Raw genomic sequence first — 16,662 nt, 5'->3', positions numbered from 1 at the left:
CGTGTGAAGTGTGGTAACTCCACCTTACCGATGAGCCCGGTGGCCACCGAGTTCGAAATCGCATGGGGTTGGGCATGCCCAACCCCATGCGATCACCTCAATCTACACCGGAAATTACACCACGAGCGCGGACGCTAACATACCAGGTCATGATGCTACCATCTGGCCTAACGCTGGAATGAGCTAATGGACTTCCTGAAGCCGTCACTCCCGAAGTCAGGAACGAAAATGCGATAACCCAGCGCCATGGCTTCATGCAGCACCTACCCAATATGGACATCGATATGGCTTTAAAATATGTATGGCCCTACATAATTGTAAAGAGCGAAGGCAAAGCGTGGTGAAAGGCGATGAAAAGGCTGAGGATTTTATCCAGGCGGGGGGATTATTCTTCCTCGCTCATCGTTTGCGCCGCCTCTCTGAGGGGCTGGTAACCGAATGCGAGCGCTGGTTTGGCGAGGCAGGAATCATCGCTCCGCCTCGAACAACGTCGATACTCTACCTGATCGAAAATCAAGGGCCGCAACGTATCACTGCCATCGCTTCAGCCCTTCAGCAATTCCACCCGGTCATCATAGATTGGGTGGGAAAGCTGAAAAAGCTGGACCTGATTACAACGGCTGCAGATCCAGTTGATCGCAGGCGCACGATCGTCTCACTCACAGAGGCAGGGCGACAGGAGGTGCTCAAAATCCGCACAGCCGAGTCTGCGATCACAGCTGCTTACTCGGCTTTGGAGGCCGAAACTGGCGTGAACTTGATCGATGGAACCTCGGTCTGGGAATCTGCCCTCTCCGACAAGTCCTTATCTGTCAGGATTGGCGAGTACGATGCTCGCCAATGACCTGATCCCGTCTGATGGCTGCAGGCCTATGCTTGCGAAGCGGCTACCGTGAATCGGTGTCCGAATAATGTACGGAGGCCTAAAGGAACTCACCGACGCTGGACTGCTGGCGTCCGATACCCCGAAGGGGCCGGTATCACTTCGTTTCTCGAGTGACACCCAGGATACGCTTTTCCCAAAGCTCTTCGCCTGACAGCGACCCTATACCGACGTGAGCGGTCGTGCTCAGCTCTCCAGGAGCGGTCCGGCAGCTTGTCTTCGCCCTTCCGGGCGGATGGGCGCTGTCGGCCTCAGTGTGCAGCCACCCAATCCTTGAGTGCTGCATCGATCCGTGACTGCCAACCCGGGCCGCCGGATTTGAAATGCTCGATCACCTCGGGCGAAAGGCGCAGTGTGGTACTAACCTTTTTCGGGGCTTTCTGCGGACCGCGTGCACGAATCGACTTTGCGAGATCCGGGAAGGCCTCAGCGAAAGGCTTGGCCCTGGCGAAATCCTCAGCAGTCCATTCAGGATTATTGCTGACCGCATCCATATCGGCCTTGGTGTAACCGAGAGCGGCGTTTTTCGGGTAGGTCATGGCAAGAGCCTCCGTTCCGTAATGCTGGCCGGGCGGGCCGAGATGATCGAGACGCCTTCGGTGCCCAGCACAGCGAAAATCACCGTGATCTTACCGTTCATCTCACCGATGGCGGCAAAGCGTCCATCCTTCGCAGGCATGACCAGGGCGGAGAGGAAGAACCCTTCGCCCACATCGGCAAAGTCGATCCCGTGCTTGACGAGGTTCGCTTGCCGCTTCGGCTCATCCCATACGATGATCATAGCATTTTGTAGTTACGATTTGATTAGCAGTCAATCGCTTATCGTTACTACAAAATGCCGTTGGTGTCGTGATCGATCTTCGAATCCGCCGGGCGCCGCAGGCGAACGTGCTCCAGAGGGGAAAGCGGACCGTAGGCTCATTTTGACCGGATCATACATGGAACGGCGAATTTGGTGACTGGCGGCCACGCTCGCGGCCGGCACGTAGAGGCACTTCTGCGCCCGCCCCTTTGCGGGCGCTCAGACGCCAAATTTGGGGTCCCAGGAGCGGTCCGTCTGCTTTCCATAACTCGATGCCAGAAGCGGCAGCAAGAAGGCAAGCAGGCGTGAGCGGATGATTGTGGAAAATGCCGTTTCCAATTTTAAGTCGAACATAGTGCAGTACAGCCACCCTTCCGCTCCATTGAAACACCAACCTTTCAGCGCTAACGCGGCTTATTCGCAAAGCCGGAGTCAGCAATGAAGGCGTTTGATATCAATTTGTTGCCAACTCTTTCTGTTTTACTTCAGACGCAGAGTGTCAGTCGGACAGCCATGCGCCGGGGCTAAGCCAGCCGACAGTCAGCCGAGCTTTGAGTGAGCTGCGTAAGCTTCTATCCGATCCGCTTCTGGTCCGGACCAGTCGAGGCATGGCGCTGACTCAACGCGGCATGGAATTAGCCAAACCTCTCGAAGAGTGGATGGCGATAACGGCGGCTGTGTTGCAACCCGCGGATTTCGATCCAGCAACACTGGAACGCCGATTTTCCATCGCTGCGACGGACTATGGCATGCTGTCGGTCCTTTTTCCCATACTGCCATCGATCGGCAAGACCGCGCCGGGATGTCAGGTCGAAATATCCGGCTACACCGACGATATGTTCAAAAGACTGGCGACCGGTAAGCTCGACCTCATCATCCATGGGTTCAAGCCGGATGTATCCGTTGCCCATGCGCGGCATCTGTTCACGGAAACCCAATCCTTGGCGCGCACATTGGCGTAAAGTCGAGTTTAAGCAGGTGATCGGATGCTAAGCCAGGCCACACGCCTCCACCCCAGCGGATCGCCACGTCGACTTGCTCGGTGCCGAAGTCGACGTAGCGGTTGCCGACATTGAGTCGAATTTCAAGTTCGGGGTGCACTGCCTGAAAGCTGTCGATGTGGCGCGCCAGCAGGCGTTCGGTGAAGGTGTTGCTGGCCGTGATCCGCAACACCGCCTCTTCACTTTCACGCAGCTCCGTGAAAGCCGCTTCGATCTCATCGAATGCCTTGCAGAGACGAGCGGCTACGCGCCGGGCGTCATCTGTCAACATGGCCCGTCGGCCATGACGCTCAAAGAGCCGCAATCCCAGGCGCCCCTCCAGCACCTTGATCTGATTGCTGATCGCGGCCTGCGTGGTCCCCAACTCATGAGCCGCCGCAGTGAACGTACCGCAGCGAGAGATCGCTTCGAACGCCCTGATTGCGAGCAATGGGGGATGATTCCGAGACATGGCTCTTGATAAATTGGATTTATAAGACCGTCCAACAGTCGATTGGATCGTAGTGCTCGGTCACGGTAGGCAACGAACTTTATGGCGAACAACACGGGTATCTCCCGTCTGATGCGGAGAGCGATATGAGTATGGCTGATTGGAACGGCGCACCACGTCCTCGTAGTGTCGCTCTCGACGGGCGTTATGCACGGCTTGAACCGCTGGAACCGAAGCATAGCAAGGATCTGCTCCGGTCGGCGCTTGAAGCGGGGGCGGAAGAACGGTTTCGTTATCTGTTCGATCAACCGCCCATCGACGAGAAGGAGTTTGCGGACTGGATCGAGCGATCTGCCGCTTCCACCGATCCCCTGTTCTTTGCCGTGGTCGACAAAGCAACCGGACGCGCGGAAGGTCGACAATCCTTGATGCGGATCGACACCACTCACGGCGTCATCGAAATCGGCAACATATTGTGGGGGCCGGCGCTGGCCCGCACACGCGCAGCAACGGAAGCCTTCTATCTGTTCGCGTCTTACGCCTTTGATCAACTCGGCTATCGTCGGCTCGAATGGAAGTGCGACGATCGCAATCAACCATCGAAGCGCGCGGCGCTGCGTTTCGGGTTCATCTTCGAGGGCGTTTTCCGTCAGCATATGGTGGTGAAGGGCGAGAACCGTGACACTGCCTGGTTCGCGATTACCGATACCGAGTGGCCCGGCGTGTCGGCAGGGTTGCAGGCGTGGCTCGACCCTGCCAACTTTGATGACGAAGGCGGTCAGGGCCGTCGCCTCGAAGAGTTCCAGGGTAACGCGGCGTGAAGGGGCAGGCCTTGATTCTGCGCCCGGTGTTCCCACAAGATCATGAGGTGTGGCTGCGGCTGTCGCCAGCGTCGTGATGTGCTTTGCTGCGCATTGTCGTGTCGAACTGGTCGAGCGCGTACCGGACAGACAGCCGGGCACCCGGGGAGGGATTTGTCCTTAAAAATTGACGGTCCGTTTCCAAGCATAGTAATTTTGCGGGCGAATGGCTTGGATGGGCGCGTAGTATTCATCCCGGCTGTCGACCCATTGCTGCCGTTCGGAGGTCGATTTTCAATCGCTAAGTGCTGACAGCCTGCTTGTTAGATTCGATTAAGGCCGTGCTTCTCCCGCAGTGTAAGCTGAAAGGGGGCACCCAAGCATGCTGGCAGTTTGAACGCACCGCCCTCGAAAAGATGGGTCGCGCGTTTTGAAGATGTCGATCCCGCAGTCTGTTTGTCACATTTCCCCTCTAGCCACCCCCAGAATCGACACTTCGTCATAATAAACGGTCGCGGAACTGGGATGAGCGGAACGGACAGGGAAAGAGCGCGCTGGCTGCTGCGTAATATCTTGCCGCATGAGCCTGCTTTGCGCGGCTGGCTGGCGCGTCGGCCATTGGGCGGACTGGAACCCGACGATATCATTCAGGAGTCCTACAGCATCTTCGCGGAGATGGATCGGGTGGACACCATCGCCTTTCCCCGGGCCTATCTGTTCCAGGTAGCCCGGTCTGTGGTAACCCGCCATGTCCGTCGTGCGCGGATCGTTCCCATCCACGCGGTCGACAATCTTGACCATCTGGACCATCCTGACGATACCGCATCACCTGAGCAGACGGCGATCGACCGGGATGAATTGCGCCAGCTGGCCTGCGCGATCGCGGCCATGCCGCTCAAGACGCGTGAGGCGTTCATCCTGCGCCGGGTCGAGGGCCTGCCTCAGCGCGCAATCGCCGCGCAGATGGGTATATCGGAAAATACGGTCGAGACGCATATTTCGCGCGGCATCCGATTTTTGATTGACTGGTTCGGTCGTGGTGGAAAGACGCTGCCCCAAACCTCTAGGGATGTGACAACGGAGACGCGCGCAGTTGATGGCCGGACAAGAAGACAGTCGCAGCATTGACCAAACCGCGTCCGATTGGGCGGCGCGGCTGGATCGTGGCGCGCTGTCTGCGGCGCAGGATGCCGAACTCAAGCAATGGCTGGCCGCCGATCCGCGCCATAAGGGTGCCCTGCTGCGTGCCCAGGCATTGTCGTTGATGAGTGAGTCCGCGCAGGCGCTGGGCCCAGATTTCGACCCTCGTCTGTTCGAGCCGAAAAAACAGCGCGGCCTGTCGCGACGACATTTGCTCGGCATCGGCGGTGGTGCGCTGGCCGCCATGGCGGGCATGGCGGCATTGACCGTCGGCATGCCAGCATCGGGTGCGGAAATCCGCACCGGTCGCGGCGAGATGCGGCTGGTGCCGCTGGAGGACGGGTCGACCGCGCTGCTGAATACTGACAGCCGCATCCGGATCCTCTATGGTGAAAAGGAACGTCTGGTCTCGCTACTGGATGGCGAAGTCTATTTCTCGGTCGCACGCGACGAGCGGCGCCCATTCATTGTCGAGGTCGGCGGTCGCCGATTGCGCACAGCGCAGGCCGGCTTTCGCGTCCGCAAGCTGGCCAAGGCGCCTGTCGACATACTGGTGCATCAGGGACTGGTCGAACTGCCTGCGGTCAATCCCATGAGCGGTCAGGTCGTTGCCCTGGCTGGCAATACCCACATGGTCATGGCCAATGCGGCAACCAGCCTGTTCGTCGCGGAACGGCCCGAACCGATCTCGCCCGAGCGCATCAACCGGGAGCTGGCCTGGCGCGACGGGAAACTGGCCTTCGAGGGCGAGACCTTGCAGCAGGCGGCCAATGCCTTTGCCCGTTACAGCGAAACCCGCATCCTTATACCGGACGCGGCACTGGCGCGCGAACCTGTAACGGGTCTGTTTACAGCCAATGATCCCGCTGGCTTCAGTCGCGCCATTTCGACCATCTTCGATGCTCGCCTGGTCCGGCAGGACCATGACCTCATCCTGAGCCGCACAGCGCAGTCGAAAAAAAAATTGACCCCGTATTAGCGGAACTGCCGGCCTCCCACCTCTTAGGGTCGAACGCCGTGCAGAGCGCGGCCAGCAGGGGGCTACCAGCTAATGTATTCGCGTCATTCTCTCCTCACTTGTGGGGCTTCTGTCGTTGCGTTTGCCGTCGCCGTGCCGGCCCATGCGCAGGAACGACTCTTCGACATACCCGCCCAGCCCGCCGTCCGTGCCATTCCCGAACTGGCCCGACAGGCACAAGTGCAGATCGTAGCCCCGGCCCGTGATCTGGCCGGCATCAACACGCCCGCAATCAAGGGGCGGATGGACGTGCGCGAAGCGTTGCGCCGCCTGATCGCAGACACGCCGCTGCGGGTTGGATCGGACGACGGCAATGTCATCACCCTGCGCTCGGCGCGCCCGGAAGCCAGCGTTGGCAATGGCATGGTGCGCGGCCGTGTGTTCAACACGGTCACCGGCGAATATCTGCGCAACGCGGAAATTCGCGTCGAAGGCACGCCGATCACCGTCTATTCGGAGGATAATGGCGAATTTCGTTTGTCCAACATTCCGGCCGGTGAAGCGACGATCGTCGTCAAATATACCGGCCTCCAGACCGAAAGACTGATCGCCACTGTCAGCCCGCGTGAAGTCGCGACGCTGGACGTGGCGTTGCGCGCACCGACCTTTGCGGGCTCTTCCGCCGACGACGGCTCGGCCATCACCGTCACCGCCCGGCGGGAGGGGCAGGCGGCCGCGATCATGGAACGCCGCGCTGCCACCAATGCCAAGACCGTGGTGGCCGCCGACAATTACGGCCTGCTGACCATGGGCGATGTCGGCGAATTCATGAAGCAGATGCCGGGCATCTCGCTCGACTATACCGAGGTTGATGCCACGGCGGTCCGCATTGGTGGTCTCGACCCCAAATATTCGACCTTCACCACCGACGGCGCCCGCATGGCGACGGCGACGTCCAACAACAATAATGGCCGTCAAAACAGTTTCGAGCAGATGTCGATCACCGGCATCGAGTCGATCGAACTGAACAATACGCTGACCGCCCGCATGGATGCCGACGCGCCTGGCGGCGCGATCAACCTGCGCAGCAAATATGCGTTTCAGCTGAAGAAGCGCCAACTGCGCTTCCAGGTCGGCGGGGTCGGCACCTCGGATGCCGGGATCGGCGAAATCTATTTGCCCGACAATGACAAGCATGCCCGCATCTATCCGTCGGCCAGCCTCAACTATGGCGACGTGTTTCTGGAGGGGCGGCTCGGCGTCGCGCTGAGCGCAAGCTACAATGCCAATTATGTCCAGCAGGATCGCGTCCAGACCGACTGGTCCTATCTCGCCGATGGCCGGGTCATCCCCTATCAGGTCATGTGGCGTCCTGGCCCGAAGAAGACCAGCCGCACCGCCGCCAACCTATCGGTCGACTATAAATTCTCCGACGAACTCGCGCTGTCGTTGCGGGGCAGCTATTCCCTCTACGAGGTCGAATATTTCAATCAATATACCTATCTGATTTTCGGCACTTCGACCAAATCCTATGCCACGCCGGATTCGACCGGTACCCATATCGTCGTCAATCCCAATGGCACCAACACGCGGCTGCACACCCAATATTCGCATCGCTATGCCGGCACCCCGGCAATGCTGCTGGCACCCAAGCTCGAATATAAGAATGACGATTGGGAAGTCGCGCTGCGCGGCAGCTATTCCAGCTCGGAATTCAATTTTCGTGACAATTCCAAAGGCTTCTTCCAGCGCACCGACAGCTGGCTGACGCGGATCGGCTTTACGCTAGACCGGGAGTCGGATAGCTCGAATGCCTGGACGCTGCAGCAGACTGCCGGTCGGTCCTGGAGCGACCCGACCAGCTTCAACCGCGACGACGACATCGGCAACAATATCCGCACGGCTGAATCGGACGCCCGCAATGAAATGTATGGCGGCAATCTGGACATCAAGCGCAAGCTGTTCGTCGGCGACGTGCCGCTGACGCTGATGGCGGGGGCCGGCGCGCGGGTGAATGACTGGCGCACAAATGAGGGGTCTTATGACCAGTTCCAATATGTCGGCCCGAACGGCGATCTGAGCCAAAAGGACCCGGCCGCGGTCATTCCCTGGACCAATCGCTACCAGTTCGAGATCATCGGCTTCAACGCCGGTAACCTCAACGACCAGAATTGGCGCGCCGACAATAATTACGCGATGTACGACATCTACAAGGCGCATCCGGAATATTTCGTTGCCGATACGGTCGGCAATCTGAAGCGCGACCTCGACAACAACAAGCGGGTCAAGGAAGATATCTACGCCGCCTATGTCGAGGCGGAGGCGCGCGTTGGCAAGGCGACCTTTGACCTCGGCCTGCGCTACGAGAAGACCAGGACTGGCGCGCTGGTCGCCAATATCCGTCCGACCAGCGAGGTCGAGGCGGCAGGCTACAAGACCAACACGATCGAGGGGCTGCTCTACCAATATAATGGCGGTACCTATTCAACCCGCCATGGCGAATATGACGACTGGTTCCTGAGCGGGGGCATGAAATATGATTTCAGCCGCCGTCTGATCGGCCAAATCGCCTTCAGCCAGTCGATCCTGAGGCCCGACTATGGCAATCTGGGCGGCGTGGTGTCGGTCAATGACGATACACAGATCGTCAATGTACCCAATCCCCTGCTAAAGCCCGAACATTCGACCAAATATTTCGCCAGCCTTCAATATTATCTGGAGCCGTCGGGCATCATCGGCCTGTCCTATTATCGCCTCGACATGAAGGACATGCAGGTCACCGGAATCGAGGTCGATCCCGCCGCCGTCGGCTTCGATCCTGATGAGTATGCCGGCTACACATTCCGAAGCGCGCAGAATCTGCCGGGGACCAGCACCAATGAGGGGCTCATCTTCGAATATGACCAGCAGCTGACCTTTCTGCCGGGCATCCTCAAGGGGCTGGGTCTGCGCGGTTCCTTCACCCGTCTCTTCCCCGATGCCGAGCGTGTGAACACGCCGGAAAAATCGGCCAACTGGGGCCTACGCTACAGCTATGGGCCGTTCGACTTCCAGCTGACGGGCAACTGGCAGTCGCGATATCGGGTGAGTGCATTGAGCGCCACGCCGACCACCGCCAACAATGGCGTCCTTTATCATACCGATCGCCAGCTCTGGAATGTGAGCTTCAGCTACAAGCTGAGCCCCAATTTCGAGCTGAACGTCGCCGGCCGCAATATCTTCAATGCGCCCGACGTCATCTATTCCAACCTCGAAAGCCGGGTGCGCCAGTACAGCATCTACGGCTCGATGTGGAACATCGGCATCAAGGGCAGCTTCTGATCCTCCCCCACTGGACGGAGCGGCCTTGGGCAGCTCCGTCCCTTTCCAATCCCATCGAAAAGGCATCATAATGGTAATGCAAATCGACCGCCGCAGCATGATCCTGGGCGGCGCCTGGGGCGTTGGGGCGCTGGCGCTGCCTGCCGGCCGGGCGCTGGCAGCCGAACTGATCGGCGCGCGCGGCTTCACCCATGCGGTAGCCAGCGGCGAGCCGGGGGCGGATTCGATGCTGCTATGGACCCGCTATGTTCCTGCGAGCGATGTCGAGAGCGTGCGCCTCGACGTCGAAGTCGCGATCGATCCCGACTTCGCCCGGACCGTCGGCGGCGGCACGGTGCGCACCGGCGGCTATCGCGACTGGACAGCGAAAGTGACAATTGACGGGCTTCAGCCGGGCACGACCTACTGGTATCGCTTCGTCACGCCGGATGGCAGCAAATCGCCGGTCGGCCGCACCCGGACGTTGCCGCAAGGCGACGTGCAGCGCTTTGGCCTGGGCGTCTTTTCCTGTTCCAACCTGCCCTATGGCTGGTTCAACGCCTATGCCCATGCTGCGGCGCGCGACGATCTCGACCTGTGGCTGCATGTCGGCGACTATATCTACGAATATGGCAATGCGTCGGTACGGCCCGGTCAGGGCATCGTGGGGCGCACACTGATGCCCGACACGGAAATTCTGGCGATCGCCGACTATCGCCTGCGTTACGCTACCTATCGGGCTGACCCCGACCTCCAACGGCTGCACCAGATGGCGCCGATGGTTGCACTGTGGGACGATCATGAATCGGCCAATGACAGCTGGGAAGGCGGCGCCCAGAACCATCAGGCCGACAAGGAAGGCGACTGGAACATCCGCCGCGCCGCCGCAATGCAGGTCTATCGCGAATGGATGCCGGTGTCGGACGAGCCGTGGAAGGCCTATGATATCGGTACATTGGCGACGCTCTACCGCACAGAATCCCGCCTGCTCGCCCGTACGCGCCCGGCCGACATCACCGTCGCAGCCAGCGCGCTCGACGCGGACGCCGCGCTAAAAGCCTTTCATGATGGCATGTGGCAGGATCCATCGGCCACCATGTTGGGCAGCACCCAGGAAAGCTGGCTGGCCCACGCGTTCCGGGCGAACGCCCGCACCACCGCCTGGCAGATGGTCGGCATGGGGACGATCATCGGCCGTACGGTGATGCCGGCCAATGTCACCGACTGGCTCCGTCCCGACGCTAACGCCAAGCTGGTCCAACGCTATCGCAACAGCGTGCGCATGGCGCAAAATGGCCTGCCGATGTGGATGGACCGGTGGGACGGCTATCCCGCCGCCCGCTCGCGCCTGCTCCGGGCGGCACAGGCGGCCGACGCCGACCTCATCATGCTGGCGGGCGACAGCCACAATGCCTGGGCCTATGGCTTGGTGGAGGACGGCCAGCCCGCAGGCGTCGAATTTGCCGGACAGGCGGTCACGTCGGGTGGCATGGAGGGTGACCTGCACGGCGATCCGAAGGCGGTGGCGCGTGGCTTCGTCGCTGCCAATCCCGAACTCAAATGGGCCAACACGCATCAGCGAGGCTATATGATGATAGACATCAGCCCCGATCGGGTGACCGGGGAATGGCTGTTCCTCGATACGATCAAGGCGCGCAGCACGCGGATCGCCAGCACCCATCGCATGTCGGTCGAGCGCGGCCGCCGTGTCTTTAGCGCCTGATCAGGAGATTATGATGCGGTTCGCGATCGTTGCGCTACTGCTGCTTGGTTCTGGCCTGCCTGCTCACTCGGCGACGCCGTTTCCGCCTGCCGACCTGCCGCGCGAACAGGTCGCGGGCCCTTTCGCCTCGGGCCATGTTCAGGGTATCGCGGTCGATCGCAAGGGCGGCTTCATCTATTATTCCTTCACCGACATGCTCGCCAAATATGACTTTGAAGGCCGGCTCGTCGGCACACTGACCGGCTGGTCGGGGCATCTGGGCGACCTGGACTTCAACCCGGTCGACGGACGGGTCTATGGCTCGCTGGAATATGGCAAGCAGGACGCCTTCTATATCGCGATGATCGACGGGGCACGGATCGATCGGGTCGGCATGACGGTTGCCGGCACCGACCTGCTGCGCGCCGTCTATCTGCCCGAAGTGACGCGCGACTATGCCGCCGATCTCGATGGCGACGGCAAGGCGGATCATCGCTATGGCTGTTCAGGCATCGATGGCGTCGCTTTTGGCCCCGCCTTCGGCCGGAGCGACGGCCCGCTCTACCTGACCGTCGCTTACGGCATTTATGGCGACGTCGCCCGCAGCGACAATGATCATCAGGTCCTCCTGCAATATGACGCGACGGACTGGGGCCGAGAGGCGCAGCCGATTGACGAACAGGCATTGCACCATTCTGGCCCGACTACCCCTCGGGGCAAATATTTCGTCCTTACCGGCAACACCCGCTATGGCGTCCAGAACCTCGCCTATGATTCAAGCCTGCAACGCTGGTTCATGGGCGTCTATCAGGGTGCCAAACCCGACTGGCCCAATTATCTGCTGTTCGCGCTCGATGCCCGCAGCCGGCCACGTCGCCAGGCCTTGCAAGGCCTGGCTTCTCCTCAAGGCATGAATCCAGAAAAGGGCCTGCTACTGCCACTCGCTCAGGATGGGATTCATGATGTGAAGACGGGTGTGCGGGGGTGGTATCAGAAGGCCAATGTCGGAATACAGCCCTTGGGAGATGGCCTATACTATCTCGTCCAGAACGACGGTGTGCGCGGCGCGCAGTCCGCCGTTACGCGGTTGATGCATTGGACGGGCGCCTCTTCCAAGCCCTTTGAGACAATACCAATGGCCGATCGATGACGTGCTCACCCACTGGCGTTTGATGGAAGTACCCTTACCGCGCGCCGATATCTTGTATGCTTGCCAAGGACGACAACGACCCTTTGTGGACGCTCTGCTTTTAATTTGTCATTCCGAACTGCTGACGGTCTCCTATAGGAGCGGCAGCAGTTGACTGAGCGATCACTAACCGGAGCGGGGGTGGCGTTGCATGAGGCAATGGCTGCCCCTCGACAAGATCGACGAGTTGATGGGTCGCTATCTCGGCCATCTCGCCAAATGGTCTTGCCACGGTGGTCAGCGCCGGCGTCAATAATTCTGCGACCAGGCTGCCGTCAAATCCGACAACGGAAAGCGGGCAGGGCACTGAAATGCGGCGTTCCGACGCAACCTTCAATATGCCTGCGGCCATGATGTCATTGGCGGCGAAAATGGCCGTGGGTAGCGGCGATAGGGACAGGAGCTGCTCGGCTGCTGCCACGCCGGAGGCCAAGCTGTAATCCCCCTCGATTTCATGGAGGAAGGCAACCCCATTCCGGTCGAGTGCTTCGATGAAGCCACGACGCCGTTCGATGGCGGATATCATGGTCTGGGGGCCAGTGACCATCGCGATCCGCTGGTGGCCGAGGGCAACCAGATAATCCGCGACAGCACCGGCCGCATCGGCTTCGCGGGACAATATGACGCTGCCATAGCCATCGATCGGCACGGCTGAGAGCGCCACGGCGGCAACCTGTTCGGCTTGCAAGGCCTGGGGCAAGCCAATGATGCCGGACACGGGCGGCAGCACGATCAGGCCATCGATGCGAGACCTGCGGGCGAAGGCAAGCACATCCTCGATCGCGCCTTCTTCTTCCAGCGGCGTGGAATGGCAGATGACCTCATAGCCACGCCGTGTCGCTTCTCGTCCGACGCCGCGTTGCACGGTGTCCAGGACCAGAGCGTTGCGATCATTATGGACGATGCCGATCAGGAAGGAGCGGCCCTTGGCCAAGGCTCTTGCGCGCAGGCTCGGCCTGAAGTTCAGCGCAGCAATAGCCTGTTCAATGCGTCCGCGGGTGTCGTCACTGACCCGCGGCGAATTGTTGAGGACGCGCGAAACCGTGCGGATCGAAACGCCGGCGCGATCCGCGACGTCAGAAATGGTTGGCTCATGGCCATTATTGAACGAAGCATTGCTATTCATGGTCGGACGCTATGCTGACTGGTTGCTTCTGTCACGCGCTACCATCACGCCCATCTATTTGGCTTGACGTGCGGGTTGGAGAGGCATAATCCACGGCCATCAATGATAGCGCTAACGAAAGCGTGTCGAGCAATTTACGGCGGAGCAGGTCAAGGCTCCAACTGGTCATTGCAAGAAAGAAGGGGAGGATCGAATGAAGCAGATACAATCGTTGCGCGTGCGTTTCCTGACGGGAGCCGCGCTTATTTTTTGTCCGATTGTGCCAGCGCTGGCACAGCAGCAAAATTCCGCCGAAACGCCGGCTGTCACTGCTGCCGAGCAGCCGCAGGGCGGTTCGGATAGCGCAACCGCAGACATCGTCGTCACCGGATCGCGCATCGCACGCAATGGCTTCGATGCCTCGACCCCGGTCAGCGTGGTCGGCTCCGAAGACATCAAGCTCTCGGGCAATGTGAACGTCGAAAAGACGCTGGCGCAGTTGCCGCAGGTGGTCGGCTCGCAATTGGGTAGCGCGACCTCGAATACCGTTCCCGGCGGCTTTGCCGACGTCAACCTGCGTGGCTTTGGTTCGACCCGCAATCTGGTGCTGGTCAATGGGCGGCGCTATGCCATTTATGGTCCGGAGCAGGTTACCGATCTCAACACGATCCCGTCGAGCCTGATTGCGCGCACGGAAATCGTGACGGGTGGTTCGTCGGCCGTCTACGGCTCCGATGCCATCACCGGCGTCGTCAACTTCATCATGCGCGACGATTTCGAAGGCGTGGAAGCGCGCGCCCAGCTTAACATGGATCGCCCCACCGGCACGCCCGTCTACACCGTCGACCTGACGATGGGCGGCAATTTTGCCGACGGGCGTGGCAATCTGGTTGTGTCGGGCAACTATCTCAAGCGCAACTCGATTACGCGCGGGCAGCGCGGCAGCTTTGCCTATGACTCGCTCAACGATGGATGCATCGTGCCGGGCAGCGGCGGCCATGACCGGGCCGGCACGCCCTTCACGCCGGCCTCCGGCCTGGGCTGTGTCGCGGGCGGCGGCGAGCTTGGCTTCGTCGCCGGCGGCAGCGGCGATATCCCCAATGGACGCTTTTCCGGTATCCCGGCGGCGGGGGGCTCCAATGCGGCGCTCAATGCCGCCTATGCCAATGCCGGCCTTTCGGCGATGACGTCGCGCGGCTTCACCTTCAACGATGAAGGCACGGCCGCCCGGCCACAGATCACGCCGCAGGATGATTTCAATCTGGGGCCCGACAATTATCTGATCCAGCCGCAGAAGCGCTGGATGATCAACAGCTTCGGCCATTATGATTTCACCGATGATATCACCGGCTATATGGAGCTTCACTATAGCGGCAATGTGGTGAATGCCCGGCTGGCGCCGACCAATGTCGGGTCGCCCACCTTGTTCGACGTCAATAATCCCTATCTGACGCCGCAGTTGCAGGAAGTGCTCCGTCAGCTTGACCTGGCCGAAACCGGGACGACCACCGTCACCAGCGGTACCGCGACGCGGACGACGACCGCAGGGGACGGCCTGGCGGTCCTGACCGCCGGCCGGCGCTATCGCGAGGTGGGGCCGCGATTGGCCAGCGAACGGCGCAACGTGTTCCGTGGCGCCTGGGGCTTCAAGGGTAATCTGGGCAGCGTGTCGGACAATGTCCTGACCGATCTCAAGTTCGACGCCTATTATACCTATGCCCGCAGCGAAGACACGCTGCTGCTGCAGAACGCGATTTCGCGTAGCCGGCTGCAGGCGGCATTGTTGTCGGTCAATGGCGCTGCTCCGGTCTGCAACATCTTCGGCCAGAATATTTCCGAAGCCTGCGCGAGTGCGATCCGCATCAACGCCACCAACTCGACCATCGCCACCCAGCAGGTCGCGCAGGCGAGCGTGACCGGCACCTTGTTCCAGCTCCCCGCCGGTCCAGTCGGTTTCTCCAGCGGCTATGAATGGCGCAAGACCAGTGCAACTTTCACGCCGGACTCCTTCCTGGCCTCGGGCGACGTCGCCGGTTTCAATCCCGGCCTGCCGACGAAGGGCAGCGTGTCGGTGAACGAGATTTTCGGCGAATTGCGCGTGCCGTTGATCCACGATACGCCGTTCATGGAGAGCCTGGTTGCCAATGGCGGCTTCCGCTATTCCGACTATAGCCTGTCCGGCATTGGCGGTCAGTGGACCTATCTGGGCGGGCTCGACTGGCGGGTGAACCGCGATCTGGCCTTCCGCGGCCAGTATCAGCGGGCGATCCGTGCGCCCAATGTGAACGAACTTTATGGTGGTGTGACCCGCGTGGTCGGTGTCGCGACCGATCCTTGTTCCTCGCGCGCTTCGGCGGCGCAGCGGACCGATGCCGTCCGCGCGGTCTGCATCGCGACGGGCGTTCCAGCTGGCGCGGTCTTCACCGATGCGGTCCAGCCCAACAACATCATGCCGGCGGACTTTGGCGGCAACGTCAATCTGGGCGCGGAAAAGTCCGACACGTTCACCGTCGGCGCCGTGTTCACGCCCAGCTTCGCGCCCAAACTCTATTTCAGCGTCGATTATTTCAATATCTCGCTGGACGGCGCGATCTCGTCGTTGGGCGGTGGTCTGCAGAACACGCTCAACCTCTGCTATACCGTCATTCAGGACGCCAATAGCGAGTTCTGCCGGGCGATCGTGCGCAATCCCAATACGGGCGAGATCAACGATCCCTATGTGGCGCAAATCCGCAACGCCAATACCGGCAAGCTCAAGACGTCGGGCATCGACTTTGCGATGCGCTATTCTTTCGACGTCGGTTTCGGCTTTCCGGGTCTGGGCAGCACCAGCTCGTTCGATATCAGCAGCAACCTGACCTATCTGGACGAGTTCACGTCCACGCCGGTCGCGGCGTTGCCCGACATCAAGAATGAATGTGCCGGTGCCTATGGCCCGACCTGCGGGCAGCCGCTGCCGCGCTGGCGGGCGACGTCGCGCATCACCTGGAATGTTGAGGATCTGAGCCTCAGCCTGCGGCATCGCTATATCGGCAAGGTCACGACCGACCGTTATGTCGTACCGCATCGTCAGGGGGCGGCGAACGCGCCGAGCCTCGACAGCTTTGCCTATCCGGTGCTGAACGATCAGAATTATTTCGACCTGTCGTTCAACTACAAGCTGCGTGAGGGGATGGAGATTTTCGGCGGCGCGAACAACATGTTCAACAACAAGCCGCCGGTTACCACCCAGGGGCCGAATGCGAACACCTTCTCGGCGACCTATGATGTGCTGGGGACCGAGTTCTTCATCGGCGCATCGCTGAAATTCTGAGGATGAGACAGGAGGGCGGGGACAGTTGGACTATTCCCG

General features: G+C 60.5%; 13 protein-coding genes and 1 pseudogene. 10 read left to right on the top strand and 4 right to left on the bottom strand.

The genetic code is table 11. The annotated features are described in order from the left end of the window. The first annotated feature begins 337 nt into the window (after positions 1 to 337). Positions 338 to 844 carry a MarR family winged helix-turn-helix transcriptional regulator gene (locus tag AC13EK_RS16000; protein ID WP_483022270.1) on the top strand — a complete coding sequence of 169 codons (507 nt, stop codon included), beginning with the start codon at positions 338 to 340 and terminating at the stop codon, positions 842 to 844. 290 nt (positions 845 to 1,134) lie between these two features. Here AC13EK_RS16000 and AC13EK_RS15995 read toward each other — a convergent pair whose 3' ends face one another. After that, a complete protein-coding gene (locus AC13EK_RS15995) occupies positions 1,135 to 1,422 on the bottom strand; it encodes a BrnA antitoxin family protein (protein WP_017502886.1) in 288 nt (95 codons plus the stop codon). Further along, positions 1,419 to 1,664, bottom strand: a complete 246-nt coding sequence (locus tag AC13EK_RS15990) for a BrnT family toxin (RefSeq protein WP_017502885.1) — start codon at positions 1,662 to 1,664, stop codon at positions 1,419 to 1,421. The genes AC13EK_RS15995 and AC13EK_RS15990 overlap by 4 nt, the downstream gene beginning before the upstream one ends. Before the next feature lie 554 nt (positions 1,665 to 2,218). On the opposite strand from AC13EK_RS15990, the pseudogene AC13EK_RS15985 reads away from it, so the two are divergent. Both AC13EK_RS15985 and AC13EK_RS15980 read left to right on the top strand, forming a co-directional pair. Next, positions 2,219 to 2,302 (top strand): annotated as a pseudogene (locus AC13EK_RS15985) (helix-turn-helix domain-containing protein); the annotation flags it as partial. Continuing rightward, the gene (locus AC13EK_RS15980) at positions 2,294 to 2,647 is read left to right on the top strand and encodes a LysR substrate-binding domain-containing protein (RefSeq protein ID WP_234791909.1); all 354 of its coding nucleotides are present in this window, start codon (positions 2,294 to 2,296) and stop codon (positions 2,645 to 2,647) included. The pseudogene AC13EK_RS15985 and the gene AC13EK_RS15980, both read left to right, overlap by 9 nt. Here AC13EK_RS15980 and AC13EK_RS15975 read toward each other — a convergent pair. Further along, positions 2,610 to 3,137, bottom strand: coding sequence for a LysR family transcriptional regulator (locus tag AC13EK_RS15975; RefSeq protein ID WP_037522378.1), 528 nt, complete (start codon positions 3,135 to 3,137; stop codon positions 2,610 to 2,612). The genes AC13EK_RS15980 and AC13EK_RS15975 overlap by 38 nt on opposite strands. A 125-nt stretch (positions 3,138 to 3,262) precedes the next feature. Between AC13EK_RS15975 and AC13EK_RS15970 the strand changes: the two genes are divergently transcribed. The 6 genes from AC13EK_RS15970 to AC13EK_RS15945 all read left to right on the top strand — a co-directional run bounded on the left by AC13EK_RS15970 (position 3,263) and on the right by AC13EK_RS15945 (position 12,166). After that, positions 3,263 to 3,937: a GNAT family N-acetyltransferase gene (locus tag AC13EK_RS15970; RefSeq protein WP_069335667.1), complete on the top strand. Its 675-nt coding sequence runs from the start codon at positions 3,263 to 3,265 to the stop codon at positions 3,935 to 3,937. A gap of 504 nt (positions 3,938 to 4,441) precedes the next feature. Next, positions 4,442 to 5,044, top strand: a complete 603-nt coding sequence (locus tag AC13EK_RS15965; RefSeq protein WP_069335666.1) for an RNA polymerase sigma factor — start codon at positions 4,442 to 4,444, stop codon at positions 5,042 to 5,044. Next, complete coding sequence (locus AC13EK_RS15960; protein ID WP_069335665.1) at positions 5,013 to 6,035, top strand: FecR family protein; 1,023 nt, start codon at positions 5,013 to 5,015, stop codon at positions 6,033 to 6,035. Before AC13EK_RS15965 ends, AC13EK_RS15960 begins: the two co-directional genes overlap by 32 nt. A 132-nt stretch (positions 6,036 to 6,167) precedes the next feature. Next, a complete protein-coding gene (locus AC13EK_RS15955; protein WP_202968884.1) occupies positions 6,168 to 9,335 on the top strand; it encodes a carboxypeptidase regulatory-like domain-containing protein in 3,168 nt (1,055 codons plus the stop codon). A gap of 70 nt (positions 9,336 to 9,405) precedes the next feature. Next, on the top strand, positions 9,406 to 11,037 hold the full coding sequence (locus AC13EK_RS15950; RefSeq protein ID WP_069335663.1) for an alkaline phosphatase D family protein: 1,632 nt from the start codon (positions 9,406 to 9,408) through the stop codon (positions 11,035 to 11,037). 10 nt (positions 11,038 to 11,047) lie between these two features. Then, positions 11,048 to 12,166, top strand: a complete 1,119-nt coding sequence (locus tag AC13EK_RS15945) for a hypothetical protein (protein WP_081331581.1) — start codon at positions 11,048 to 11,050, stop codon at positions 12,164 to 12,166. Between the two features lie 100 nt (positions 12,167 to 12,266). On the opposite strand, the gene AC13EK_RS15940 is transcribed toward AC13EK_RS15945, so the two are convergent. After that, entirely contained in the window at positions 12,267 to 13,331 is a 1,065-nt protein-coding gene (locus AC13EK_RS15940; protein WP_069335662.1) for a LacI family DNA-binding transcriptional regulator, read from the bottom strand. A gap of 259 nt (positions 13,332 to 13,590) precedes the next feature. On the opposite strand from AC13EK_RS15940, the gene AC13EK_RS15935 reads away from it, so the two are divergent. After that, positions 13,591 to 16,623 (top strand): TonB-dependent receptor domain-containing protein, encoded by a 3,033-nt coding sequence (locus AC13EK_RS15935; protein ID WP_125999171.1) that lies wholly within the window; start codon positions 13,591 to 13,593, stop codon positions 16,621 to 16,623. Positions 16,624 to 16,662: the final 39 nt, after the last annotated feature.

The sequence above is a fragment of the Sphingobium sp. L-44 genome, from assembly GCF_056859495.1.
Note: the sequence above shows the minus strand (reverse complement) of the source record. Positions and strands in the feature narration are given on the sequence as shown.

Bases quoted from the DNA above. Each gene is read 5' to 3' on its own strand.
- AC13EK_RS15995 (WP_017502886.1), bottom strand. From the start codon at position 1,422: ATGACCTACCCGAAAAACGCCGCTCTCGGTTACACCAAGGCCGATATG.
- AC13EK_RS15990 (WP_017502885.1), bottom strand. From the start codon at position 1,664: ATGATCATCGTATGGGATGAGCCGAAGCGGCAAGCGAACCTCGTCAAG.
- AC13EK_RS15980 (WP_234791909.1), top strand. From the start codon at position 2,294: ATGGCGCTGACTCAACGCGGCATGGAATTAGCCAAACCTCTCGAAGAG.
- AC13EK_RS15975 (WP_037522378.1), bottom strand. From the start codon at position 3,137: ATGTCTCGGAATCATCCCCCATTGCTCGCAATCAGGGCGTTCGAAGCG.
- AC13EK_RS15970 (WP_069335667.1), top strand. From the start codon at position 3,263: ATGAGTATGGCTGATTGGAACGGCGCACCACGTCCTCGTAGTGTCGCT.
- AC13EK_RS15965 (WP_069335666.1), top strand. From the start codon at position 4,442: ATGAGCGGAACGGACAGGGAAAGAGCGCGCTGGCTGCTGCGTAATATC.
- AC13EK_RS15960 (WP_069335665.1), top strand. From the start codon at position 5,013: ATGGCCGGACAAGAAGACAGTCGCAGCATTGACCAAACCGCGTCCGAT.
- AC13EK_RS15950 (WP_069335663.1), top strand. From the start codon at position 9,406: ATGGTAATGCAAATCGACCGCCGCAGCATGATCCTGGGCGGCGCCTGG.
- AC13EK_RS15945 (WP_081331581.1), top strand. From the start codon at position 11,048: ATGATGCGGTTCGCGATCGTTGCGCTACTGCTGCTTGGTTCTGGCCTG.
- AC13EK_RS15940 (WP_069335662.1), bottom strand. From the start codon at position 13,331: ATGAATAGCAATGCTTCGTTCAATAATGGCCATGAGCCAACCATTTCT.